General features: G+C 53.6%; 24 protein-coding genes and 1 tRNA gene. 7 read left to right on the forward strand and 18 right to left on the reverse strand.

Annotation, left to right across the window (positions count from 1 at the left end; genetic code table 11):
• The first annotated feature begins 11 nt into the window (after positions 1–11).
• Positions 12–947, forward strand: a complete 936-nt coding sequence (locus BMW46_RS12110) for a tetratricopeptide repeat protein (RefSeq protein WP_074708929.1) — start codon at positions 12–14, stop codon at positions 945–947.
• A gap of 25 nt (positions 948–972) precedes the next feature.
• Here the strand turns inward: BMW46_RS12110 and BMW46_RS12115 are convergent, their stop codons facing one another.
• From BMW46_RS12115 to thiO, 16 genes are all read right to left on the reverse strand, one after another.
• Entirely contained in the window at positions 973–1728 is a 756-nt protein-coding gene (locus BMW46_RS12115; protein WP_074708930.1) for an arginyltransferase, read from the reverse strand.
• Entirely contained in the window at positions 1712–2410 is a 699-nt protein-coding gene (gene aat / locus BMW46_RS12120) for a leucyl/phenylalanyl-tRNA--protein transferase (protein WP_074708931.1), read from the reverse strand. The genes BMW46_RS12115 and aat overlap by 17 nt, the downstream gene beginning before the upstream one ends.
• A gap of 37 nt (positions 2411–2447) precedes the next feature.
• On the reverse strand, positions 2448–3146 hold the full coding sequence (queC, locus tag BMW46_RS12125) for a 7-cyano-7-deazaguanine synthase QueC (RefSeq protein WP_074708932.1): 699 nt from the start codon (positions 3144–3146) through the stop codon (positions 2448–2450).
• 54 nt (positions 3147–3200) lie between these two features.
• Positions 3201–3905 carry a 7-carboxy-7-deazaguanine synthase QueE gene (gene queE / locus BMW46_RS12130; protein ID WP_256377056.1) on the reverse strand — a complete coding sequence of 235 codons (705 nt, stop codon included), beginning with the start codon at positions 3903–3905 and terminating at the stop codon, positions 3201–3203.
• 48 nt (positions 3906–3953) lie between these two features.
• Positions 3954–4856, reverse strand: a complete 903-nt coding sequence (ybgF, locus tag BMW46_RS12135; RefSeq protein WP_074708933.1) for a tol-pal system protein YbgF — start codon at positions 4854–4856, stop codon at positions 3954–3956.
• Positions 4857–4858: 2 nt separating this feature from the next.
• Positions 4859–5386 carry a peptidoglycan-associated lipoprotein Pal gene (gene pal, locus BMW46_RS12140; RefSeq protein WP_074708934.1) on the reverse strand — a complete coding sequence of 176 codons (528 nt, stop codon included), beginning with the start codon at positions 5384–5386 and terminating at the stop codon, positions 4859–4861.
• Between the two features lie 38 nt (positions 5387–5424).
• A complete protein-coding gene (gene tolB / locus BMW46_RS12145; RefSeq protein WP_081355790.1) occupies positions 5425–6750 on the reverse strand; it encodes a Tol-Pal system beta propeller repeat protein TolB in 1326 nt (441 codons plus the stop codon).
• A 31-nt stretch (positions 6751–6781) separates the two neighbouring features.
• Positions 6782–7834: a cell envelope integrity protein TolA gene (gene tolA, locus BMW46_RS12150; RefSeq protein ID WP_074708935.1), complete on the reverse strand. Its 1053-nt coding sequence runs from the start codon at positions 7832–7834 to the stop codon at positions 6782–6784.
• Between the two features lie 199 nt (positions 7835–8033).
• Positions 8034–8420, reverse strand: a complete 387-nt coding sequence (tolR, locus tag BMW46_RS12155; RefSeq protein ID WP_074708936.1) for a protein TolR — start codon at positions 8418–8420, stop codon at positions 8034–8036.
• Positions 8421–8485: 65 nt separating this feature from the next.
• Complete coding sequence (gene tolQ, locus BMW46_RS12160) at positions 8486–9172, reverse strand: protein TolQ (protein WP_011381996.1); 687 nt, start codon at positions 9170–9172, stop codon at positions 8486–8488.
• Positions 9169–9591 carry a tol-pal system-associated acyl-CoA thioesterase gene (ybgC, locus tag BMW46_RS12165; RefSeq protein WP_074708937.1) on the reverse strand — a complete coding sequence of 141 codons (423 nt, stop codon included), beginning with the start codon at positions 9589–9591 and terminating at the stop codon, positions 9169–9171. Before ybgC ends, tolQ begins: the two co-directional genes overlap by 4 nt.
• 80 nt (positions 9592–9671) lie before the next feature.
• On the reverse strand, positions 9672–10715 hold the full coding sequence (gene ruvB / locus BMW46_RS12170; RefSeq protein WP_074708938.1) for a Holliday junction branch migration DNA helicase RuvB: 1044 nt from the start codon (positions 10713–10715) through the stop codon (positions 9672–9674).
• Between the two features lie 128 nt (positions 10716–10843).
• A complete protein-coding gene (ruvA, locus tag BMW46_RS12175; protein WP_074708939.1) occupies positions 10844–11437 on the reverse strand; it encodes a Holliday junction branch migration protein RuvA in 594 nt (197 codons plus the stop codon).
• Positions 11434–11952, reverse strand: coding sequence for a crossover junction endodeoxyribonuclease RuvC (gene ruvC, locus BMW46_RS12180; RefSeq protein WP_074708940.1), 519 nt, complete (start codon positions 11950–11952; stop codon positions 11434–11436). The genes ruvA and ruvC overlap by 4 nt, the downstream gene beginning before the upstream one ends.
• Before the next feature lie 39 nt (positions 11953–11991).
• Positions 11992–12714, reverse strand: a complete 723-nt coding sequence (locus tag BMW46_RS12185; RefSeq protein ID WP_074708941.1) for a YebC/PmpR family DNA-binding transcriptional regulator — start codon at positions 12712–12714, stop codon at positions 11992–11994.
• Between the two features lie 149 nt (positions 12715–12863).
• Positions 12864–13991 carry a glycine oxidase ThiO gene (gene thiO / locus BMW46_RS12190; RefSeq protein WP_081355791.1) on the reverse strand — a complete coding sequence of 376 codons (1128 nt, stop codon included), beginning with the start codon at positions 13989–13991 and terminating at the stop codon, positions 12864–12866.
• Positions 13992–14153: 162 nt separating this feature from the next.
• On the opposite strand from thiO, the gene BMW46_RS12195 reads away from it, so the two are divergent.
• Positions 14154–14229 (forward strand) — tRNA-Lys (locus BMW46_RS12195).
• Between the two features lie 515 nt (positions 14230–14744).
• Here the strand turns inward: BMW46_RS12195 and BMW46_RS15405 are convergent.
• Positions 14745–15176, reverse strand: coding sequence for a hypothetical protein (locus BMW46_RS15405; protein WP_177171086.1), 432 nt, complete (start codon positions 15174–15176; stop codon positions 14745–14747).
• A 213-nt stretch (positions 15177–15389) separates the two neighbouring features.
• Between BMW46_RS15405 and BMW46_RS12210 the strand changes: the two genes are divergently transcribed.
• From BMW46_RS12210 to BMW46_RS12225, 3 genes are all read left to right on the forward strand, one after another.
• On the forward strand, positions 15390–16013 hold the full coding sequence (locus tag BMW46_RS12210; RefSeq protein WP_074708943.1) for a PEP-CTERM sorting domain-containing protein: 624 nt from the start codon (positions 15390–15392) through the stop codon (positions 16011–16013).
• A gap of 156 nt (positions 16014–16169) precedes the next feature.
• Positions 16170–16340 carry a recombinase family protein gene (locus tag BMW46_RS15970; RefSeq protein WP_143121463.1) on the forward strand — a complete coding sequence of 57 codons (171 nt, stop codon included), beginning with the start codon at positions 16170–16172 and terminating at the stop codon, positions 16338–16340.
• Positions 16341–16972: 632 nt separating this feature from the next.
• Complete coding sequence (locus BMW46_RS12225) at positions 16973–17575, forward strand: SRPBCC family protein (RefSeq protein WP_256377057.1); 603 nt, start codon at positions 16973–16975, stop codon at positions 17573–17575.
• A 615-nt stretch (positions 17576–18190) separates the two neighbouring features.
• Here the strand turns inward: BMW46_RS12225 and BMW46_RS12230 are convergent.
• Complete coding sequence (locus tag BMW46_RS12230) at positions 18191–18520, reverse strand: hypothetical protein (RefSeq protein ID WP_011382008.1); 330 nt, start codon at positions 18518–18520, stop codon at positions 18191–18193.
• 420 nt (positions 18521–18940) lie between these two features.
• Between BMW46_RS12230 and BMW46_RS12235 the strand changes: the two genes are divergently transcribed.
• Positions 18941–19939, forward strand: coding sequence for a YheT family hydrolase (locus BMW46_RS12235; RefSeq protein WP_177171088.1), 999 nt, complete (start codon positions 18941–18943; stop codon positions 19937–19939).
• Between the two features lie 245 nt (positions 19940–20184).
• Complete coding sequence (gene dnaE, locus BMW46_RS12240; RefSeq protein ID WP_074708945.1) at positions 20185–23709, forward strand: DNA polymerase III subunit alpha; 3525 nt, start codon at positions 20185–20187, stop codon at positions 23707–23709.
• Positions 23710–23759 lie beyond the last annotated feature (50 nt).

Consider the following 23759-nt stretch of genomic DNA (forward strand, 5'->3'; position numbering starts at 1 on the left):
CAGGAGCATTCATGAAGTTGCAGCACCTTTCTCTGATCCTGGTTCTCATTTTATTTTCGGGAACTGCTCGCGCCGCCACATTATGGGACAAATTCAATGATGAGGTGGAAACACTTTATCAGCAGGGAGACTATAAAGGAGCGGCGGTAGCGGCGAAGAAGGCGCTGCAAGCAGCAGAACAGGGATTGGAGCTGGATCATCCGGATATCGCTACCAGCCTCAACAGCCTTGCCATGATCCATAGTGCTCAGGGGCACTATAAGGAGGCGGAGCCGCTTCTCAAGCGTGCGCAGGCAATTTTTGAAAAATCATTGGGCGCAGAAAGCCCGGAAGTGGCGGCAACGCTGAATAACCTGGCCATGCTGTACCGGAACAAAGGGGATTATGCGGAAGCCGAGTCGCTTTATAAGCGCGCGCTGGCGATCGATGAGAAAGCTTTCGGAGGGGAGCATCCCAACGTCGCTGCAAGCTTGAACAATCTGGCGCAGTTATATCAGGCGGAGAGACAATATCCTCAGGCCGAACCCCTCCTTAAACGGGCAGTGACAATATTGGAAAAAACGGGAGGCCCCCACCATCCCAACCTGGCCATGAGTCTCAACAATCTCGCCTTGCTTTACAATGCTCAGAAGCAGTATGTGAAAGCTGAACCGTTATACAAGCGTGTATTTGCAATCACGAAAAGAGCTTTCGGACCGAATCATCCCAATGTCGCCTTGAGTTTGAATAATCTCGGCGGACTATATAAGGACCAGGGTAAATATCCTCACGCTGAACCGCTGTTTCGCCGTGCGCTACTCATCTCGGAAGAAACGCTCGGCCCGGATCACCCGCACGTGGCGACGAGCCTGGAAAACCTGGCGCAGCTGTATAGGGAAATTGGTTATCCCCATAAGGCTGAGCCGCTGGCTAAACGGGCAGCGGCTATCCGGGCGGCAACGCGGTAAATTAAGCGGTGAATAAAGCGGTGTTTCAGGGGAAAGTGCAGGCAGGGTAATCGGAGATATTTTCCAGAGGCTCCCATTGGCCATTGATTAACGCTTGCAATGGCCTGAATGCCGCTTTGTACGCCATTTTTCGACTATCCTTGATCCAGTAGCCGAGGTAAAGATAAGGGAGCTTCAATTCACGGCACTGGCGCGCCTGCCACAAAATATTATAGGTACCAAAACTCGCGCCCGGCACATCCGGGTCGAAAAATGTATAGACCGACGATATTCCGTCAGGCAGCTCATCGATGATGCTGACCATCCGTAAAACGCCGTTTTCCCGGAATTCCACTAGTTTCGAATCGACGTTGCTGGGCAGCAGAAAATGCCGGTACTGCTCACGACTATCCCGATCCATGCCGCCCCCCGAGTGGCGTTGAGCCTGATAACGGAGATACAATGCATAGTGATCGGGGTGATAATATAAATCATGCTGAGTCGCAACCAGATGCCGATGTCGATCCCAGGAACGGCGCTGGCTTCGGCGGAGCGCCAAGCTGTCAACTACCACACGCACCGGAAGGCAGGCGCGGCAATTGTCGCAAAAAGGACGATAAGTAAAAGCCCCGCTGCGACGAAAACCAGCTTGCACGAGGCCGCCATAAACAATGGTGTCAATCAGATGACTGGGAGTTGCTACCTGCGAGCGCGCCAGCTGCTCAGGAAGATAGCTGCATGGATAAGACGCGGTAGTGTAGAACTGCAGCGTGGATGCAGGAAGATCATTCAACTTGCTCATGATCGAAACACCATTTTTCGCCTCGTTCCATATAGTTTACCAATTCTTTCAATCTTTGACTAAATTCCTTGCGAGGGACTTCACGCGCGCCGAGGGACGCAAGATGGGCGGTTTTCATCTGGCAATCGATCATTTCAAATCCCCATCGCTCCAGTTGCCGCACCAGATGCACAAATGCAATTTTGGAAGCATCGGAAACGCGTGAGAACATGGACTCACCGAAGAATACTCGTCCCAGCGCAACTCCATATAGTCCTCCTACCAATTTGCCGTCCATCCAGGTTTCCACGGAATGGGCGAAGCCCATTTCATGCAACACGCTATAGGCGAAAATCATTTCATCCTGTATCCAGGTTCCGCAACCGTCTCGCCGCGGTGCAGCACAGGCCTGCATGACCTGGGTGAAATTCCTGTCGGTACGGATTTCATAATTACCCTTTCGCAGCGATTTTTGCAGCGAACGAGATACTTTAAGCTCCCCCGGAAACAGCACCATCCGCGGATCGGGACTCCACCACAGAAGGGGATCGCCATCGTTGAACCATGGAAAAATTCCCTGGCTGTATGCCTCGATAAGCCGACGCGGCGAGAGATCGCCTCCTACTGCCAGCAGGCCATTGGGCTGAATGAGCGCGGTGTGCAGGGGAGGGAAAGGTGAATCAGACGAGAGCCAGGGAATCATGAAACAAGCAAGGTGTTGAATACCTTCTGTTTGAGTATCAGGGAGCAGTCGCCCGCTGGAAACCTGCATGATAACGCGTTACGTCAGGGACATTCGCCGATTCAAAGCCCGCCCGTCGCAACCGGCAGGAATCACATACGCCGCAAGCCAGTCCGGCATCGTCCGCCTGATAGCAGGAGACGGTCATACTGTAGTCAACGTCCAGCAAGCATCCCCTCTTTATGATCTCCGCCTTCGATAAGTTCATGAGAGGCGCGTGAATAGTGAAGCGCGCCCCTTCAGTCCCGGCTTTTGTCGCGATGTTCGCCATCGTCTCAAAGGCTTCGATATATTCAGGGCGGCAATCGGGGTAGCCAGAATAGTCAATTGCGTTAACCCCGATGAAAATATCCCCGCTCCCCAGCACTTCGGCCCAGGCCAGGGCAAGGGAAAGCATGATGGTATTACGCGCGGGTACGTAAGTGCTGGGGATGCCGGGCGTAACCCCACCCGTTGGAATTTCACGCTCTTTGTCGATAAGCGCGGAGCCCCCAAATGTGGAAAGATCCAATTGAATGACTTTATGGGCGGCGGCACCCAAGGAGTGGGCAAGATTTTTTGCCGCTGCGAGCTCCGCGCCGTGGCGTTGGCCGTAGCTCACACTCAAGGCATAACACTCATATCCTTGCTGGCGAGCGATAGCAAGGACGGTGGCCGAGTCCAGACCCCCTGACAGCAGCACGACTCCCTTAACCATAAAGTTGTAAAAAACGAGTCACGACGCAGTCTATTTTACCCCGTTTAGTACCTGTTATCGTCCCGGCCCTTCCCCCCACAGCAATTTGTGCAACTGAACCTGCATGCGTACGGGCAACCGATCCCGTAAGATCCATTCCGCAAGGACAATCGGGTCCAGTTCGCCATGGACGGGAGAAAACAATACAGGATAAGTACGGTCCAACCGATGCTTACCCATCATCTCGACCGCCCACCGGTAATCGCCTTCGTCACAGAGCACAAACTTTACCTCGTCATGGCTTGTAAGGTACTGAATGTTGCTCCAGAGATTTTTTTCCGCCTCTCCGGAACCGGGTGTTTTGAGGTCCAGGATTCTGGACACGCGCTCATCCACTTTGGATATATCCAGGGCACCACTGGTTTCCAGCGATACCGAATAACCCGCATCACACAGCAACCGAAGCAAAGTCAAGCACTCTTTTTGAGCCAGAGGCTCGCCCCCTGTTACGGTAACATGATGCGCCCCGTGCCTTGCCACCTCCAACAGAATAGTGGCAAGGGAGATGCGCTCGCCCTCATGGAATGCATAAGCAGTATCACAGTAGCCGCAACGCAGGGGACAACCGGTGAGCCGGACGAAAACAGTCGGCAGTCCTACACGACTGGTTTCTCCCTGCAGGGATAGAAAAATCTCGTTGACCCGCAGGCTTGCCGCTTCCGCGGAAGATGGAATCTTCCTGGACAGATGTGGGAAATCCGGAGACAGGGTCTGAACCATATATACAGGACGGAAGTCGGCAGGAAAATGTCCTGCCGGCACACACCGCTATTTGATACTGGTTAACCGCCGTTTGGCTTTGTCTGCTGCGTCGCTGCCGGGATATTTGACGATGACGCTTTCCAGAGTTGTCCGGGCGGCATCTTTTTTATTCAACTCCAACTGGCTGCTGGCTATGTTGAGCATCGCATCCGGTACTTTGGAACTGTCCGGGTAGATTTTGATCAGCGTTTCCTGTGCGGCAACAGCATTCTTGAACTCGCGCAATGCATAAAAGGAATTTCCGATCCAGTAGTGGGCGCTGGCAGCAAAACTTGATTCGGGATAAGACCTGAGAAAACTGTTGAAACTGGATATGGCTTCCTTGTACTTGCCTGTCTTGAACAGATCGTATCCGCTCTCATAGGCGCGGCCATCGGAGCCATCGGCGACAGGATTCCTGTTGGCAGGCGTACCGTATTCGGACGAAACGGCAGGGGCAGCAGCGGACGCAGTTGCTTTCACTCCCTGACTGGAATTCGGAGCTGCGTTGGAATCAATGGCGGAGCTGGATGCAGCGGGGGAGGATACTCCCGACCTGGGCGCGGTCATCCCATCGGCTCCTTCCGCCTGCTCCAACCGCCTGAGCCGGTTATCGAGATCAACGTAGAAATCCCGCTGCCGCTTCTGCGCCAGTTCATTTTCATTGACCAGCACTTCTATCTGGCCCTGTAATCTGTTCATATCGAGCCGCAGGCTTTCTATCTGGTTGTGAAGTTCCAGTAATGGCCGGCTACCGAGATCTTCTTCGAGCCTGCTAACACGAGATTCCAACGTTTGTCCCTGATTCCTCAGTTCGCCCATCGCCTGCTGTGCGACCATGCGGCGCGGCGCCCTGTCATCATCGAAGGTTCTCGCATGAACCGAACCACAGACAATCAGAACCGACAGCAGGAAAGTGCGCTGGAGCATGGTTATTCACCCTGATAACGGATATCCACGCGGCGATTTTCAGCCCATGCAGCCTCGTCATGGCCCATTGCATGGGGTTTTTCCTCGCCGAGGCTCACGGCTTCAATCTGCCCCTCCTGGGCACCTGATAGCGTCATTGCATACTTGACCGCGTCCGCGCGGCGCTGACCCAACGCCAGGTTATACTCGCGGCTCCCGCGCTCGTCCGTGTGTCCCTGCAGCAACACCCTGGCATTGGGATGCTCACGCAGATACTTCGCATGTGCCGCGACCAGAGATCTGAATTCATCCTTTACTACATAGCTGTCGAAATCGAAATAAATGCTGCGCTTGGAAAGAATGCTATTCGGATCGGTAAGCGGATTGAGGGTTGGGGATGTGTAATCCTCAGCCTGCATGCCCTCCCTTTGCGTGGCAGCAGCATCCCTGGATCGATCCCTATCTTCCATATCCGCGTCGCCGGGTTGCTTTGTCTGGCTGGCGCATGCCGTCAACAGGCTGATCAATAACACGCCCAAAACTTTTTTCATTTCTATTCCCTTTTAGGTTAGCCAAAAATACACTGGAATTACTGCAGACGCCTTAGCGGACCCCACGCCGGTTCTCTTATATCACCCGTCTGCGTTGAAAGCTGTTGTCGCGTTCTCCCGTCACTCGAAACCGCGGATAATATACCATGACCTCGTATTTCAGTTGCATAAAGAACCATTCTGCCGTTAGGGGCAAAGCTTGGCGATTCGTCGAATTTCGAATCCGTGAGCAACCGCACCTGGCCGGTCGTAAAGTCCTGAATCGCGACGTTGAATCTATCGCCGCCGCGATGGATAAAAGTAAAACCTTTTCCATCAGGACTGTAACGCGGGCTCACGTTGTAGCTTCCTTCGAAAGTAAGACGTTCCGCAACCTTGGATACGCCTCCTGTGACAGGCATCCGATAAATTTGAGGGCTGCCTCCACGGTCAGAGGTGAAAATGATATAACGGCCGTCCGGCGAAAAACTTGGCTCGGTATCGATGCCGGAACTTTGAGTAAGGCGCTGGAGTCCTCCGCCATCGGAGTTGATCAGAAAGATTTGCGACCCACCCATTACAGATAGCACAACCGCAAGCTTCTTACCATCGGGGGACCATGCCGGCGCACTATTGCTTCCCCTGAAATTTGCGACCGCCTTGCGTGTCCGGGTCGCAAGGGTCTGAACGTAAACCACCGGCTTCTTGTTCTCGAAAGATACATATGCAAGCCGGGTGCCGTCCGGGGACCAGGACGGCGATATGATCGGCTCCGTATATTCGATGACTGGCTGGGCATTGAACCCGTCCGCATCTGCCACCTGGAGGGAGTATTTCTTTCCCTGTTTGATCACGTAGGCAATGCGAGTGCTGAACACGCCGACGTCACCGGTCAGCTTTTCGTAGATCATGTCGGCAATGCGGTGGGCGGCAGCGCGCAGCTGCTCCGGTGGCACTGTCTCGACATAACTTCCCAATTCTGCCTGCCTTGCCACATCCAGCAACCGCACGCGGATCGATATCTGTCCTCCGGAGACGGGTATCGCGGTACCAATGGCGAGCGCGCTTGCACCCCGATTGATCCAATCCGGGAACGAAACCTCGACCGGTTCATGCGGTCGCAGTCCCCCGGTATCGACCAGCTTAAATAATCCTGTACGTTGCAGATCCGCCGAAATGACGGGTGTAAGGCTTTGCGCACCCAGTCTCTCCTCTCCCGAAAGGGGAACTATCGCGACAGGAATCTGGTTGGCGCCTCCACCGAAAATTTCGATGTTGAGAGCGGCCTGCACTGGCGAGCAGACCAGCCACAAAAAGAACAAAACGGCAGCATAGCCGGAAAGTTTATGCGAGCAGGACGGCATGGGCAGCATAGCAATGACCATAAGTTAATTTCGAAACAATAGATTATACCAGTCATTCAAGGTAATGCACCTTGACACTCAAGTTGCGGAACTTCGGAAAAAGCGCGGGATCGGGCGGCAGCGGCAGCGGCTTGGACAAAGCAATAGCCCGCTCTACCGCACTATCGAAAGCGGTGAATCCACTGCTCTTGCGCAGCCTGACATCGAGGATATCACCCCCCGGAAGCACAGTAACATCGAACTCGACAACCGGATTTCCAGGCAGATCCTGCGGCATTACGATATTCCTTCTTATCTTGGCCAGGATTCTCGCTTTATATTCGTCAATCTCCTTCGCCAGTCGCGCTTGCGCTGCCGCCTCAGCCTGAAGCCTGTCGCGTTCTTCCTGTTCGCGCCGAAGTTGCTCCACTTCTGCTGCAACCCGCGCCTGCTGTTCTTTCTCCTTCCGTTCCTTCTCGGCTTTTTCCTTTCGTTCTTTCTCCTTCTGCTCCTTCTCTTTCCGTTCCTTTTCTCTTTGTTCTTCTTCCTTGCGCTCCTTCTCTTTCCGTTCCTTCTCAGCTTTTTCCTTCCGTTCCTTCTCCTTCTGTTCCTTCTCTTTCCGCTCCTTTTCTCTTTGTTCTTCTTCCTTGCGCTCCTTTTCTTTCTGCTCCTTCTCGGCTTTTTCCTTCCGTTCTTTTTCCCTCTGCTCCTGTTCCTTTTTCTCCTGCAGTTCTTTTTCCTTACGCTCTTTCTCCAGTTGCTGCTTGTTTTCTAACGGTTTTTTTTCCGGCTTGGGTTTCTCGGTTTTTTCCTTTATGGCGATATCAGGTTTAGAGGGAGGCGGTGTTTCCGGCTTTGGCAGGGGTTCCGGTTGGGGCAGCGGTTTTGTTTCAGGTGGCTTTACCTCCGGAGCCGGCTCAATCGGCTTGGGCGGCGGGGGAGGCGCTGTCTTTGCCGGTGCAGGTGGAAGGCTGCTCCATAAATCTACCATCATCCCTTCCGGTGACTCGGTTTTCCAATTGAGGCCGAAAATCAGGAAAGCGAAAAAAACGAGGTGAACCAGCACTGCCAGCACTGCCGCCGGCACTCGCCCTGGTTCAGGTCGAACGAATTTTCTCAACGCCATGGCATTCGTATTCGTTGTGGGCGTCTAACTCAAACTTACAAGCGCGCTCATTCAGCAATCTGGGGGGAAACACAAGTTCCAGCGTCGAAATACGCTGAATGAGCAGAAGCACGTCCAGAAACACGTCTTTTGCGAGCAACGAAAGCTTGCAACGGGCGACTGCAAAGATAACTACAAATTCGAATTTTCAGAGGTGTGCTCATTTCGACCTGGCCAGCAGTCCCACCTTCTTCACCTGCTGCTGCTGCAGAATATCCATTACGTTCATCACTTCCTCGTAGCGCACATTTTTGTCGCCGGCAATCACCACCGGCTGCTCGGCATTTGCCGCCTGTTTCTGTTTGATCACCTCAACAAGCTCCTTACGACTGACCTGCTTCTCGCCCTCTCTGGCAGAGCGATCATTCAGTGCCAGAACACCGTTGGCCTTGACAATCACCTCGAGCGGGGCAACCGGCGGGGACAGCGACTTGCCAACCTGCGGCAGCTCAATCTCGCCCGGAGTGATAAGGGGCGCCGTGATCATGAAAATGACGAGCAGCACCAGCATCACGTCAATGTAGGGTACTACGTTTATCTCATTCATCAGGCGCCTTCTGGCGCGCCGCTCAGTCACAGTCTCCGCTCTCCAAAATTATCCTATTCACGTTCCTAACCGCCGGCCTGGCGCTGCAGAACATTCGACATTTCTTCCATGAAGCTCTCGAACCGCGTGGCCAGCCTGTCCATACTGCTGGCGTAGCGGTTATAAGCGATAACCGCGGGGATCGCGGCAAACAGGCCCATGGCGGTGGCAATCAGCGCCTCGGCAATCCCCGGCGCAACATGGGCGATGGTGGCTTGAGCGACATTGGACAAACCGCGAAATGAATTCATGATGCCCCAGACGGTACCGAACAATCCCACATACGGGCTCACGGAGCCGACCGTCGCAAGGAACGAGAGATGCGATTCAAGACGATCCATTTCGCGCTGATAGGTCGCGCGCATGGCACGACGGGTACTGTCCATGGCCGTGCCGGTATCCATTCCCGGCTGACGCCTGTGCTTCATGAATTCCCGGAAACCCGCCTCGAAGATCCGTTCCATGCTGCCTGCGGTATGACGGGAAGCAGCAGCGCTCTGGAAAAGCGCGTTGAGATCGGTTCCTTTCCAGAAAACATTCTCGAATTCATCGCACTGTCTCTCCGCCTCGCGGATGACAAACAGTTTGCGAAAGATGTACCACCATGACATCAGTGAAGCGATCACCAGCAACAGCATCACCAGCTGCACCGGCAAGCTCGCGCTGCCGACGAGCTGAAAAAGGGACATATCCTGGCTAACAGTCGGACTCATGATAATTTTCCAAGCTTGAGGCGCAAGGCAGCAGGGACGCTCACCGGTTTCAGACTATCCACTCCTACGCACACCGCCTGCACGGTAGCGGCAGCTAGCGTAACATCGCCCCGCAAGACCCGTTGCCCGATCGTGATGCGGCTTCTGCCCAATTCCGCTGCGTGCGTCGTAATGTGCAGCAGGTCATCCAGCAGGGCCGGCTTAAAGTATTCAATGCCAAGCGAACGTACCATGAAAATCACCTTATGAATCTGACTTAATGAATGAATATTGAACCCCAATTCGCGTAACCACTCGTAGCGGGCACGCTCCATGAAATCGAGATAAGTTGAATGATAAACCACACCACCTGCGTCGGTATCCTGATAATAGACGCGGACGGGTAAAGAAAAGGGAATCTCGGGACCTGAGTAAGCCATCTCTATCTGATCAATTGAGAAATCAATGCCGACATTGCGACCAGTTTGCCGGCTGCCACGATTGCATCACGGGAAATTTACTACTGATTCTCATCCCACAAATCCCCGCTGAGTCCATTCCTTGGCAGGGCCAGACCAAAATGCTGATACGCGATGGACGTCGCCATCCGTCCGCGCGGCGTACGCTTCATATACCCTTGCTGGATCAGGTAAGGCTCGAGTACGTCTTCTATGGTTCCGCGCTCTTCGCTGATGGCGGCGGCGAGGTTATCGACACCGACCGGACCGCCGCCGAATTTTTCCATTACGGTGAGGAGCAGCTTTCTATCCATCACATCGAGTCCGATTGCATCCACGTCCAGCATGAGCAGGGCAGCGTCGGCCACCTGCCGGTTGATACGGCCCTCCGCCTTGACTTCTGCGAAGTCACGCACACGTCGTAGAAGACGATTGACAACGCGAGGCGTTCCACGCGAACGGCGCGCAATTTCAGTGGCGCCATCGGAAGAGATGTCTGCTCCCAACAAGGCAGCGGAGCGCATAACGATCTGGGTGAGTTCTTCGACAGAGTAAAATTCGAGGCGCGAGATGATGCCAAAACGATCACGCAGCGGATTTGTCAACATGCCAGCGCGGGTCGTCGCGCCGACCAGGGTAAAAGGGGGCAAATCAAGCTTGACCGAACGGGCCGCAGGGCCTTCGCCGATCATGATGTCTAGCTGGTAATCCTCCAGGGCCGGATAGAGAATTTCCTCCACGACCGCAGAGAGACGATGGATTTCATCTATGAACAAAACATCGTTGGGTTCGAGATTGGTCAGCAGAGCGGCAAGATCGCCTGGACGTTCCAACACCGGGCCGGAGGTCTGGCGCAGCCCCACGCCCATCTCCTTGGCAATGATGTGCGCAAGGGTGGTTTTACCAAGACCGGGCGGACCAAACAGCAGTACATGATCGAGCGCTTCCCTGCGCCGCCTGGCCGCCTCGATGAATATCTGCAACTGTCCGCGAATTTTTTCCTGGCCTATGTATTCGGCCAGATGCTTCGGCCGCAGCGCCCGCTCCAGATCCTCTTCTTTGAAGGAGAGAGGCGCGGGGGTGATCAAGCGGTCTGTTTCTATCATTCCCAATTCAAAAAGCGGCTATCTCCGCCAGGTTTTCTGCTGATCGTATTGAAAGGGCAAATTCATATCAGGAAATCGGCGACCGGAGCGGTAATAAGGATGGGATTTCTCCACTGCCGACAAAGACGTTATTTCTCTTTTGACAAGAGCTTCAATGCCTGTCTTATGCCGTCCGAAACGGAAAGATCCACGGATAGCTGACTGACCGCCCAATTGGCCTCACGATCATTATACCCTAGAGACAACAGGGCATTCAGCACATCGCTTCCCATCGTTGAGGGCCGCCGGGCTCCCGCTGCGCCCGGAATCGCGGACACGGCCAGGTCAAGTTTGTCGCGCAATTCCAGTAGCAAACGCTCGGCTGTCTTCTTGCCAATGCCGGGAATCCTGATCAGACGGGCAGGATCCTGATCGGACACAGCCTGATGCAAGTCAGCCACGCTCAAACCGGATAGCAAAGCAAGCGCGGTTCTCGCCCCAACACCGGAAATTTTTACGAGCTGGCGAAAAGCCTGCCGCTCTCCTTCCGTAGCGAAACCGAAAAGCAAATGCACGTCTTCGCGCACGACGAAATGAGTGTGGAGCGTGATTTGCGTCCCGACGGCCGGCAGGTTGTAGAACGTGCTCATGGGTACGTCGATCTCATAGCCCACCCCCTGGACGTCAACCAGCACCAGCGGGGGAAATTTTTCCAGCAGGAGTCCGCTTATTCTGCCGATCATATGAGGCGCCCCCGTTTTACCCGGTAACCGGCGGTCGACAGGGTACCCAGTCCCAGCCCCCCATGGGCATGGCAAATAGCACAGGCAAGGGCGTCGGCGGCATCCGTCGCAGGCTGGCCGGTGAGGCGCAATAGCCGTCTTACCATTTCCTGCACCTGTTCTTTCCGGGCATGGCCTTCGCCGACCACCGCCTGCTTGATCTGTAGCGCCGTATACTCTGCAACGGACAGGTTATTCAGCACTGCCGTGCATATCGCCGCTCCGCGCGCCTGCCCGAGCATCAAGGTAGATTTGGGATTGACATTGACAAACACCTGCTCGATCGCGACATGGTCAGGCTTGTGCTCTGCGATGACTTCGTTGAGGTGATCCATGATGGATTTGAGGCGCACCGGCAATTCACCCTCAACTGTCCTGATGCGGCCACTGCTGACGTAGACCAGTTTGCCACCGGTCTTGTCGATGATTCCAAAACCGGTTAGCCGCAGGCCTGGGTCTATGCCTAATATACGGATTTTATTGCCTTTTTATTTTCCTGGCAAAAAAAAGCCTGCTCAGTCGATCACCGCGGTTGTATAGACTTCCTGTACATCGTCGATGCTTTCCAAAGCATCGAGCAGCTTTTGCATTTTTACCGAATCGTCCCCGGTCAATTCGGTTTCATTGACGGGCTTCATGGTCACTTCGGCGAGTTCTGCCTTGAACCCTGCTTTTTCCAACGCTTCCTTCACCGCAACAAATTCATACGGCGCGGTGATGACTTCGATGCTGCCATCATCATTGGCGATAATGTCCTCGGCCCCGGCTTCCAGGGCTACTTCCATCAGCTTGTCTTCGTCCGTGCCCGGGGCAAACAGCAACTGGCCACAGTGCTTGAAAAGAAAACCTACCGAACCATCCGTGCCGAGATTACCGCCGTATTTGGTAAAAGCGTGACGCACGTCTGCCACGGTACGCACGCGATTGTCAGTCATGCAATCGACCAGCACAGCCGCACCGGCAATGCCGTAACCTTCGTAACGTATTTCTTCGTAATTCACCCCCTCCAGATCGCCACTGCCGCGCTTGATCGCACGCTCGATGTTTTCCTTGGGCATGTTCTGTTCATAAGCCTTATCGACAGCCAGTCGCAATCGAGGATTGCTGTTCGGATCTCCGCCGCCGAGTCTCGCGGCAACGGTAATTTCCTTGATGAGACGGGTGAAAATCTTGCCACGCTTCGCATCCTGCGCGGCTTTCTTGTGCTTGATATTAGCCCACTTGCTGTGACCAGCCATAATTCTATGCCCTGAGTTCTTTGTTAAGTCCTTTACTGAAGTGGTGCAATGTTATCACCCCCCGTCTCCAGCATAAAGCCGACAAGAATGAGTTCCGCAGCGGCTTCCCTGGTCGATAATCGGACTTATTGGATTCAAGCTTACTGGGTTCAAATCGGCCACCGATAGGACGCCACATCGAGCGGCTGGAGTTTGCCCAGAATCATGTTCGCGATAAGCTGCGCGCTGCCGGGCGCCATGGTGACACCATAGCGATAATGACCGCTGTTGAGATACAGGTTGGAGATCGCTGGATGCACGGAAATCACAGGTATGTTATGAGGTGAAGCTGGCCGCAGACCTGCCCAATGCGCGACGATCCTCTCTTCAGCAAGAACAGGAACCAGGGCTTGCGCCCTTGCAAGTAATGTTTCCCGCGCTTGGGGCGTCGTACTTTTGTCGAAACCGGCTTCCTCCAGGGTGCTGCCTGCAAGTATGTGTCCGTCCCGGCGGGGAATGAGATAAAAATTGTCCCGCTCGTCGAGCACCATCGGCTCGAGCAATCCTGGCTGAGCCTTGAACAACAGAATCTGGCCGCGGACCGGCCAAGCTTCCAGCGCTGCCGCATGCTCGGCCAGAAGCCGCCTGCTCCATGCTCCCGCGGCAACCACATACTGCCCTGCGGAATGACGCTCGCCTGCCACGGTACTGATGGATTGGACGTATCCGCGCTCGATCTTCCAGCCGGCAGCTTCGGCATGCTCGACGACTTTACCGCCAAGCACCTTCACCGCCTTTATCAACGCCTGCAGCAAACGTGGATTTCTTACCTGGCATACTTCGGGCAGCCAGAGCGCAGCCGTGTCGCGTATGAGCGAAGGGGCTATTTGCCGGGATTGAACCTCCTGCACGGGTATGGCGTGACGAGCGCACCAGCGCTTGGCCAGAAGCAGCCGGCTGTACTTATCAAACGTCCCCGCTTCGACATAGGCTTGGGAGGAAGAATCGGGCAGCACCAGCATGCCGCTGGCCTGATATTCCGGATTGACACCCGTTTCCACCTGCAACGCTTCAACAAATCGGGGAAACAGGTGAGCACTAAACTGTGTAAGCTGTGTAACCGCTTCCGGATAGTCCCATGGCAACAACGGCGAGAGTATGCCGGCACCCGCCCAGGATGCTTCCTGACCGCAAAGATTGCGCTCAAGTACGGTAACTGTCGCGCCCGAACGCAATAATTCCCACGCGGTGGCAAGTCCGGCAATTCCGCCACCCATCACGATCACATCGCTGCTCAAAAATTATTTCCTTCAACAAGCCTCCGCACAGAATAACAAAAGCGGTTCTGTGATGAAACGCAATTCGAGCAGCTGTTTACAAGACCGATTGCTCTACAAGGCGGTCAAAAAACTTTATATCGGGAGAGGGAGTCGGTATAATGCACGTCCCCTCGCACCTGTGGGCCGTTAGCTCAGCCGGTAGAGCAGCGGACTTTTAATCCGTTGGTCGGCAGTTCGAATCTGCCACGGCCTACCAATCATTCAAAGACTTAATTCAAGATCTAGTCGTTCCTCTTGTTTCGTTGCTACCATATTGCTACTTTATCCGTTAGGAGGGTATGCCTTTAGGTAGGCAATTTGTGAGCCAGTGTCTTTTTCACCGCACTTTAACCCCTTGGGCACGTAGGGTGCAGGATCTGGACGTTATTTCCATTTGCACTGGGTTGGTGTAATCTGGTACATCAGTCGCAACGCGACTCCCTCTCCCACTCGTGTGTCAAGTGCGTCAATTACGTTTCTGGCGGACCTTTATGCTGAACTCGAGCGTATAGCAATAGAGAAGAAAGTATCCGTGGCCTGCGTGGTCCGAGACGCGGTAGAGAAGTACGTCTCGGACTTATATCCAATTTTTTCGCGGAAATGAGGTACTTTGGAAACTGCAATGAAAAGTGTAAGGAGACTGACTCGAATAAGGGGGTTTGCACTGGCACAGGGCGAGGTGAATAATTACGTCGTCCAGCAGAAAATCGCGCGTCTCCAAAAGGGGGGAAACTAGCATTTTTCTTCCCAATCAGTCCCAGGACTGGGGCGCACGTCAATGCTTACCGACTTCCAGTATTCATTTTGCCTGCCATCGGACCTCGGTATATTCTCTGTTCTAACTTCTATCGAATTAACAAAGAAGCCCGTGTCCTTTTCCAGTTGAATTAGAATTCGAGCGATCTGCGCCTGTGCGTTGCGCACTAGTTGGCCATTGCTCAGGCCATTGAAACTGGCGGTTACTACACCTGCAACCCAACCTTCGGCCTTCCCTAACAACTCTACTGTTACAAATTTGGGATCGCACCATGCATTCTTGTACCATTCACTTCCACTGGTCGGATCTATGAGCCGAGCCTCTTCCTCGGAGTCTGCAATGACAACAGCGCTATCGAATGAGCCGTCACTCACATTCTCTTCTTGTCGTATCAGGTAAATATTCACGTGACTTCCACCCTCCAGTTCCAACAGTACTGTCCACTCATACCATCTTCCCGCACTTTTGCATTCCCAATGCGAAGTAGGCGAGAAATTCGTCCATAGCCACCCCTCTAATAGTCCTAGAGATCTATTGGATAGTCCGAGAGATCCATTGTTTTACGCACTCCTTGTTCTATAGTACTAAGGCATTGCTTATTTTCTGGGGAGGGTCGAAACATGTATAAATCGAGTATAGCGAAGCAGATCGGGGGTGCGGTAGTAGCGACGTTTATTGCGTCTGGCACTGTATCAGCGGCAACGGTACTTTCCAATTCGCACAATTATGGTGGTCTTATCACTATCAATGTAACTGTGGAGGATAATTACCTGGGTGACTTTAGTAAATACTTCTGGAAATATGATGTAACGAATCACACATACGATCCTAACCCAGGTACCAGCAACGGATTCTCCGGTTTCGAACTCGGCATACAAAGTGGGGAGGGTCTGGGTCTGGCTGACATGAAAGCACCAAACGCAGGGTGGGATTTTAATTGCTGTTCTGGGGATGCCGTCGAGTACGACATTCGGAATAGTGCGGGGCTTGGAATCATGCCAGGAGAGTCCGGTTCATTTAGTTTCACATCTTTGCCGGTATCCATTACCAACAGCACGAATGGTTGGTGGCATTCCTGGGAAAATGACTCCCAGACGGCTATTAGAAACTTTTCAGAGTTTACCGGTGCTACTGGACCGGAGATCCCTGTAATCCCCGAGCCAGAGACCTACACTATGCTGATGGTTGGCCTCGGACTCGTCGGTTTTATCGTGCGCCGTAAGCAGGTGACGAGCAGAGCCTGATCCATGCACAGAAGCGGAAACTCCTTTCTGCCAGCACAAGGGGGACACGTGGTGGTTTGAAAGATTGGCCGCCCCGCCCGTTCCATGAAGCAGCTTATTGAAACCATCGAATCGTTTCAGGAACAAGACATAGGATTTAAGTCCCTCTAGGACCCGATTGGTACCAGTTCACCCAGCGGTAAACTTGTCTTTCATATTTTCGCAGCCTTGGCCGAATTCGAATGCGGCGTTATCCAGGAGCGAATCATGGCAGGGTTAAGAGCCGCCTGGAAACGCGGACGTGTGGGCGGGAGACCGCCAGGCTTTCAGCCAAGGACCTTCAAGTAGCCAGAGCGATGCTGAAAGATTCAAATATCACAGTTGCCGCCGTCGCTCGTCGGCTGAATGTAGCTGCTCTCGACTTTACGTATCAAGGGTTAAGGGTTGATGATTTCACCTGCTCTCATAGTTACGCCTTGCAATAAGGTAAAGGCCTTACATAACTCCCTGTCTCTTCTCTATATTGACGCTAGGGTTATTCCAACCTCCTGCATCCGGCATCCAGCTCGCCCGAAGGTTCGGGATTGCGAAGATGAGCCGTGGTATCTACAATTGCCCAGTCAAGGGCCGCTTTGACTTGAGGCTGCCGCGAATTGGACGCGGCTGAGTCCTCAAGCCAATTCGGCCTTTGCGCTTTTGTTGTTGGCAGCACCCCTTTCCAACCTTGGCAGTATTTCAATATCAGTTCATCGCTAGCAGCCAGGACTCTTTAAGCTGGGCATATTGATCACCTCGGCCAACTCCCTTGTGCTCTGGAATGAGTTTCTATTGCCGATATTTTTCCGAATTTTAAGGATGCCAGACAATAAGCGCGATACGGCAACATTTACTTACCCGCCTAGAATAAACTTGCTAAACCACTTTCCGATCCAGGCGAACACGTCCCAAAACGGTAACGGTCTCTTCTCTTGTAATACCCCATGAGAAACGCTTCCTTCTTGCTATTTCTGTGGTCAATGCCATTTATGGCAGGATCATCAGCAGATTCGCTCACGGGTAGGGACATTGAAGTTCAGGTTAATATGGCCGGGGAAAGCATTATTATTGATCTTAGTTTTGCTGTGTCAGCAACCCAGCAGGAAGTCTGGGACGTGCTCACCGACTTCGACGGTATGGCTGATTTTGTCTCCAATTTGAAGGAAAGCAAGGTTGTCAGTGTTTTTGAAGACAAATTTACTATTTTCCAAAGCGGCACTGCCACTTACGGCCCCATCCGCTATCCGTTCGAGTCAACACGGGAAGTAAGATTGCTTCCTTACCATAAAATACTGACGCACCTCATCAGTGGCAACATGCGCAAATTGGAAGGTACTACTTATCTGATTCACGACGGCGGGCAGACTCGCGTAATCCATCATACTGAGGCCATTCCGAAAGTCTGGATTCCTGCGGCAGTGGGAAAGATTTTCATCGAGCATGAAATGCGCGAGCAATTCAATGAAATGAGAAATGAAATAATCAGGAGGAAGAGGACGGTCCTTGAGGAAAGGGCAGAGAGAAACACGGTGAACGATGCTCAATGAACGCAACTGGTGAATGTGATTGCGTGTAGGGGCCGAAGTAAGTCTGCACTTATGGGGAGGCGAAGTGGAAGAATTGCGGGAATGAGGATAATAGCGAGCGGCGGATCAAGTAAGGCAGTAACCTAGGCCATCGCTAAATGAAGAAGCCGGCGCACCTGATGCCCACGCAGAGGGCGAGTTACAAGCACACCGGCCGTTGAGTCACTTGCTCTGAGTTCCATGCAGTTGGAAATACATACTCCCAGAGCTCTGCTCAGATTCTAGGAAAACGGAAAACCGGTTTTTATTCTTTCCGTCCGTCTTTGCTGAGAAAAAACCAAAGAGCGACCGCACCTATACCGGCTACAAGAATTGCCATTTCCATGATTACCTCCTGTACGGATTAGATGTCAAGAATATAACCTGCTTGCTGACTCTGTACTGCTTTATCAGGGACAGCAAACGCGTGCGAAAAACTTCGCTCGCACAGTCTTAGTGCGCGAGTCATTGAAAAAATTCCTTGCGCAAACAAAAATCTTGCGCTGAGCTTGAATTTGTTGCGGGAATGTCCGCGCAGTCCTACTTATGTCCGGATTTTTACAGGAATAGCGGAAATGGAAACTGGACCGGATGCCACTAAAATTTTATGCGGGAACTGATTGTCTCGTATATCTTTGAACTGAATGCGGTCGCCTGCTGGATAATCTCCCGCTCGGATGGGTCCTTGATCTTTCCCGTCTTCGTTAGCTTTTCGCCGACTCTGTAACCGTTCGCCCACGCCGCGTCGCAAATGGGATCACCAAAAACGTGCTTCTTTTCGGCAATATGTGCGGCTAATCCGCTCAGGAATTTGTCGTTTGTGCCTGAAAAATAACCCCCTATCGTACACAGCTTGTAATCCTCTTCGTTAGCGGTAACGGTGCTGGAAAAAACCGCCAAAAACAATAACAAAAACAGGTTTTTCATGCTGCTCCTTAAAGATTCAGATCCGTGATTTGTCGTTCAGCGGGGCTTGAGGGACGAAGATCAACCGAGATGGACGAAATATTGTTTCTCTTCCCGGCGTCCCGGCAACTTCAAAATAGGCAACTGCAAAATGGAAGTGCGGAGGTACATCTATTATAGTACTGCTGTCCCGCTGTGCGATACAGATCGTCCCGCCTTCAGTCGATCATGGAGCTGGACTCTTGTCTGTAATGGGATGCAGCAACGATCAGGAGCACAAGGAAATCTTCAGCTGGACCACCGGCTTTTTTTATTGCTATATTTAAAACGTGTCGAGCGTGGCAGTTCCGTCATTCCGAGATGGCAAGAATCATAAGACCTGATGTGAAAACATTCCTTTCCTCCATATCCATTCAACCAGCAAGACCTTATGTCGCCCCGATGTGGCTGCGGGGCGGACACGCCCAAACCATCTATCCCTATTTTCTTGCCCGCCCTTCGATTCCCTACCGGCGCGAGCGCTGGGAACTGGACGATGGGGATTTCATCGACATCGACTGGCTGGAGGGCGCGATGGACGCGCCTCTGATAGTGCTGTTTCATGGTCTCGAAGGAAGCTCGAACAGCCACTATGTCGTAAGCACCATGACCCTGTTTCGCGAGATAGGCTGGCGCGCGGCAGTGGTACATTTTCGGGGCTGCTCCGGTTCACCGAATCGGCTGCCACGTGCCTATCATGCGGGCGATTCGGCAGAGATCCAATGGATATTGGAACGCATCAACATCAGAGAAAGGCAGTCCGGCAGGCAACACTCTTCGGTTTATGCGGTCGGGGTGTCGCTGGGAGGCAACGCGCTGCTGAAATGGCTGGGTGAGCAGGGCAGGCAGGCGTGCCGGTTGATCGATGGAGTCGTGGCCGTTTCCGTGCCCCTCGATCTTGCTGCGGCGGGAAATGCTCTCGCTTCCGGCTTCAATCTGCTCTACACCCGCCATTTTCTTGATACGCTCAAGCGCAAGGCGGTTGGAAAACTTGACCTCTTTCCGGATTTGTTCGATCCGGCCGCAGTCGGCGCCTGCACTACGCTGTATGAGTTCGATAATCTCGTAACCGCACCGCTCCATGGTTTTCGTAATGCGGAGGACTATTGGAATCAATCGAGCAGCAAACCATGGCTCAAGTACATTGAGGTGCCTACCCTCATTGTAAATGCGATCAACGACCCGTTCATGCCGCCGCATGCCTTGCCCACGGGTGCAGATGTTTCTTCCATGGTCGTCCTGGAATATCCGGACGAGGGGGGACATGTAGGCTTCCTCGATTCTCCGTTTCCCGGCAGGCTGACCTGGTTGCCGGAAAGAATCGTCAGCTTTTTTGGCGAGCAAGGGAGTCGGGTCGTCCTGCAAACGGGCGAAGCAATGCCGGCAACCCAGATTTCCTGACCACGATTTTCGTCGCAGATTTTCGTCGCAGTTTTTCGTCGCACCTTCCAGACTTCCCCCTTCAGAAATACTGCCGTGCTGGTACCCGGCTCGGAATCCGAAATGGCACCCGATCAGAAACTGTTGTCCTCGGCGGGGACCTTAATGCGGGTTAACTGGTGTAAAATACTCCATGAAATTTAGCCGGCTTCCCGCCAGTCGGCTTACTGCCACAGTCCCTAACCTTTCACCGCATCAGTCCTCCAGTGTCTGCTCCGACAACGTTTATTCATCTACGGTTGCACAGTGAGTATTCCGTAGTAGACGGCATCGTCCGCATAGACGAGGCAGTGGCCAAAGCCGTTGCCGAGGGAATGCCGGCCCTGGCTCTGACCGATCTCTCGAACCTGTTCGGCCTCATCAAGTTTTACCAGGAGGCGCGCAATAAAGGACTAAAGCCGATTGTCGGCTGCGATGTGTGGATCAGTAACGACATCGATCGGGACAAATCCTCTCGAATACTGCTGCTGTGTCAATCCTATCCCGGCTATCTCGCGCTGTGCCGCCTGCTATCGCGCGCCTACCGGGAAAATCAGTATCGGGGGCGGGCGGAAATCAGGAAATCCTGGTTAAGCGACAGCGACCTCGGAACGGAAGGCCTGATTGCTCTGTCAGGCGCCAATCTGGGCGACATAGGTCTGGCGCTTATACACAACGACCTGGATCAGGCCCGTACCCTTGCACAAGAGTGGGCGGACCTCTTCTCCGGTCGCTTTTATATCGAAGTGCAACGGGCAGGGCACGCCAACACTGAAGCGCTGGTGCAACGTTCCCTTGCTTTGGCGGCGTCCTTGCGCATCCCCGTGGTGGCAACGCACCCGGTGCAATACCTGAATCCGGAAGACTACCGCGCCCACGAGGCCCGGGTCTGCATTTCGCAGGGCTACGTGCTGGGCGATCGCCGCCGGGCAAAGCATTGCACCGAGGAGCAATATTTCAAAACCCAGGCGGAAATGGGCGCTTTATTTGCCGACATACCTTCGGCACTTGCCAATACCGTGGAAGTTGCCAGGCGATGCAATCTTGCCCTGGAATTGGGAACCAATCGCCTTCCCCAGTTTCCGACGCCGAATAACGAAAGCCTGGATTTGTACTTGCGCAATCAGGCCGGCGCAGGTCTGGAAAAACGCATGCGAGCACTTTTTCCTGATCCCGATCGACGCGCTGCGGAGATGCCGAAGTATCGCGCCCGCCTGGATTTCGAAGCCGATACTATCGTGCAAATGGGTTTTGCCGGATATTTTCTGATCGTGGCTGATTTTATCAACTGGGCTAAGCAGAACGATGTGCCGGTCGGACCGGGACGGGGTTCCGGAGCGGGTTCGCTGGTTGCTTATTCCCTCGGCATTACCGATCTGGACCCGCTCCGCTATGATCTGTTGTTCGAGCGCTTTCTCAATCCCGAACGCGTCTCCATGCCCGACTTCGATATCGACTTCTGCCAGGACGGGCGCGAACATGTCATCGAATACGTGAAACAGAAATACGGGGCCGAGAGCGTTTCGCAGATCGCCACTTTCGGCACCATGGCGGCCAAGGCGGTGGTAAGGGATGTGGGTCGGGTGCTGGACCTGCCTTATAACTTTGTCGATCAACTGGCAAAGCTGGTTCCTTTCGAACTGGGCATGACCCTGAAAAAAGCGCGGGAGGAAGAGCCGCAATTGAATCAACGGGCAGAAGCGGAGGAGGAGGTTCGCAATCTGCTCGAGTTGGCCGAACGGCTGGAGGGACTGACGCGCAATGTGGGCATGCACGCGGGAGGCGTGCTGATTGCCGCGGGAAAGATTACCGATTTTTGTCCCGTATATTGCGCGGACGGGGGAGAATCGGTCGTAAGCCAGCTTGATAAAGATGATGTGGAGAAAATTGGCCTGGTGAAGTTCGATTTTCTAGGATTGAGGACTTTAACCATACTCGACTGGAGCGTACGGTATATCAGGCAGCGCGAGTCGGGCAAGACAGAGAACGGTTCCGAAACTCAATCGTTCTCGCTTGAGAGCCTCCCGCTGGATGACCCCGATACCTACGCACTGATGCGACAAGGCAACGCGGTGGGAATCTTCCAGTTCGAATCACGCGGCATGAAGGACCTTTTGCAGAAAGCTAGGCCGGACCGGTTCGAAGACATCATCGCCCTGGTAGCCCTGTACCGTCCCGGACCGATGTCGCTGATCCCGGAGTTTATCGAACGCAAGCATGGCAAGCGGGTAGTGGAATATCTCGACCCTCGCCTGAAACCGATACTCGAGCCCACCTACGGGATCATGGTTTATCAGGAACAGGTAATGCAGATCGCACAGGTGATAGGCGGGTACAGTCTCGGCAGCGCCGATCTGCTGCGCCGGGCGATGGGCAAGAAAAAGCCCGAGGAAATGGCTTTGCAGCGCGATATCTTTGTGTCAGGAGCAGTGAAGAATGGGCTGACAGAGGGCGACGCGGCTGAATTGTTCGACCTGATGGAAAAATTCGCCGGCTATGGATTCAATAAATCCCATGCAGCCGCTTATGCACTGATAGCCTTCCAGACCGCCTACCTGAAAGCGCATTATCCATCTGAATTCATGTCGGCTACCTTGTCCGCCGATATGGATGATACAGACAAGGTACACATATTTTTTGAGGACAGCATTGCCAATGGGCTGGTTATCCTGCCTCCCGATATCAACCTGTCCAGTTATCGCTTTGTCCCGGTAGACGAGAAGACCATACGGTATGGCCTGGGGGCAATAAAAGGAACAGGAGAATCGGCAATAGCTGCTATCGTTCAGGCTCGTGAGCAGGAAGGGCCGTTCAGCGACTTGTTCGATTTCTGTCATCGGGTAGACAAACGTATTGTTAATCGGCGCGTGGTGGAATCGCTTATACGCGCGGGCGCATTCGATGCCATCGACAACCATCGTGCAGCCTTGCTGGCATCGGTTGGAATCGCCCTCGAATCGGCGGAGCAGGCGGAACGCTCGGTTAACCAGGTAAGCTTGTTTGGGGAGGAAATGGGCGTCATCGAGCGTCCGGCCCTAGTCAAGGTGCCCGTATGGCCGGAAAAGGAAACGCTGAAAAATGAAAAACTGGCCCTCGGGCTCTATTTGAGCGGTCATCCCTTCAATGCCTACAGGGAGGAATTGAATCATTTTGTGCGCACCCGACTGAATCGGCTGGTTCCTCAGCGGGAACCACAGCTCCTCGCAGGCATCGTATATGCAATACGCACGCAGGTAACCCGGAGGGGCAGAATGGGCGTGATCGTGCTGGATGACGGAAGTCATCAGGTGGAACTGGTTGCATACAGCGAGCTGTTCGAGTCTGCCCGCAACTGGTTGAAGGAAGATCAGGTTGTGATCGCGGAAGCAAGAGTCAGTAACAGGATGGGCGATGATGAGTATGGAAACGGACTGCGGATAACCGCCGATGTGCTGTATGATCTGGATAGCGCCCGCTCCCGTTTCGCCAAGCGAGTGGAGGTACATTGCAATGGATCCTCCAGCGCTACCAGATTGAAAGAACTGCTTGCGCCCTATCGGCTCGATGCCGGTAGCGCCGGCACAAAAAAAGGATCTGCCGGTCATTCGAGCGGCGTCAATGCCGAAGTTTGTCCTGTGCGCATCGTCTACCGAAACCAGAATGCCGCCTGTGAGCTCGAACTGGGCGATGCATGGCGTATCCGCCTGCATGAGCCGGCGCTGCAATCTCTGACCGCGCATTTCAAGATGGAAAATGTCAGAATCGTATACTGATGAGCATGCCAGACTATTCCTGGAGAAGATTCGAATGGGAAGCGTTCTTG

The organism is Nitrosospira multiformis (assembly GCF_900111585.1).
Classification (GTDB): domain Bacteria; phylum Pseudomonadota; class Gammaproteobacteria; order Burkholderiales; family Nitrosomonadaceae; genus Nitrosospira; species Nitrosospira multiformis_B.

Coding starts and splice junctions, on each gene's coding strand:
- BMW46_RS12110 (WP_074708929.1), top strand. CDS start 12: ATGAAGTTGCAGCACCTTTCTCTGATCCTGGTTCTCATTTTATTTTCG.
- BMW46_RS12115 (WP_074708930.1), bottom strand. CDS start 1,728: ATGAGCAAGTTGAATGATCTTCCTGCATCCACGCTGCAGTTCTACACT.
- aat (WP_074708931.1), bottom strand. CDS start 2,410: ATGATTCCCTGGCTCTCGTCTGATTCACCTTTCCCTCCCCTGCACACC.
- queC (WP_074708932.1), bottom strand. CDS start 3,146: ATGGTTAAGGGAGTCGTGCTGCTGTCAGGGGGTCTGGACTCGGCCACC.
- queE (WP_256377056.1), bottom strand. CDS start 3,905: ATGGTTCAGACCCTGTCTCCGGATTTCCCACATCTGTCCAGGAAGATT.
- ybgF (WP_074708933.1), bottom strand. CDS start 4,856: ATGCTCCAGCGCACTTTCCTGCTGTCGGTTCTGATTGTCTGTGGTTCG.
- pal (WP_074708934.1), bottom strand. CDS start 5,386: ATGAAAAAAGTTTTGGGCGTGTTATTGATCAGCCTGTTGACGGCATGC.
- tolB (WP_081355790.1), bottom strand. CDS start 6,750: ATGGTCATTGCTATGCTGCCCATGCCGTCCTGCTCGCATAAACTTTCC.
- tolA (WP_074708935.1), bottom strand. CDS start 7,834: ATGGCGTTGAGAAAATTCGTTCGACCTGAACCAGGGCGAGTGCCGGCG.
- tolR (WP_074708936.1), bottom strand. CDS start 8,420: ATGAATGAGATAAACGTAGTACCCTACATTGACGTGATGCTGGTGCTG.
- tolQ (WP_011381996.1), bottom strand. CDS start 9,172: ATGAGTCCGACTGTTAGCCAGGATATGTCCCTTTTTCAGCTCGTCGGC.
- ybgC (WP_074708937.1), bottom strand. CDS start 9,591: ATGGCTTACTCAGGTCCCGAGATTCCCTTTTCTTTACCCGTCCGCGTC.
- ruvB (WP_074708938.1), bottom strand. CDS start 10,715: ATGATAGAAACAGACCGCTTGATCACCCCCGCGCCTCTCTCCTTCAAA.
- ruvA (WP_074708939.1), bottom strand. CDS start 11,437: ATGATCGGCAGAATAAGCGGACTCCTGCTGGAAAAATTTCCCCCGCTG.
- BMW46_RS12185 (WP_074708941.1), bottom strand. CDS start 12,714: ATGGCTGGTCACAGCAAGTGGGCTAATATCAAGCACAAGAAAGCCGCG.
- BMW46_RS12210 (WP_074708943.1), top strand. CDS start 15,390: ATGTATAAATCGAGTATAGCGAAGCAGATCGGGGGTGCGGTAGTAGCG.
- BMW46_RS12225 (WP_256377057.1), top strand. CDS start 16,973: ATGAGAAACGCTTCCTTCTTGCTATTTCTGTGGTCAATGCCATTTATG.
- BMW46_RS12230 (WP_011382008.1), bottom strand. CDS start 18,520: ATGAAAAACCTGTTTTTGTTATTGTTTTTGGCGGTTTTTTCCAGCACC.
- BMW46_RS12235 (WP_177171088.1), top strand. CDS start 18,941: ATGTGGCTGCGGGGCGGACACGCCCAAACCATCTATCCCTATTTTCTT.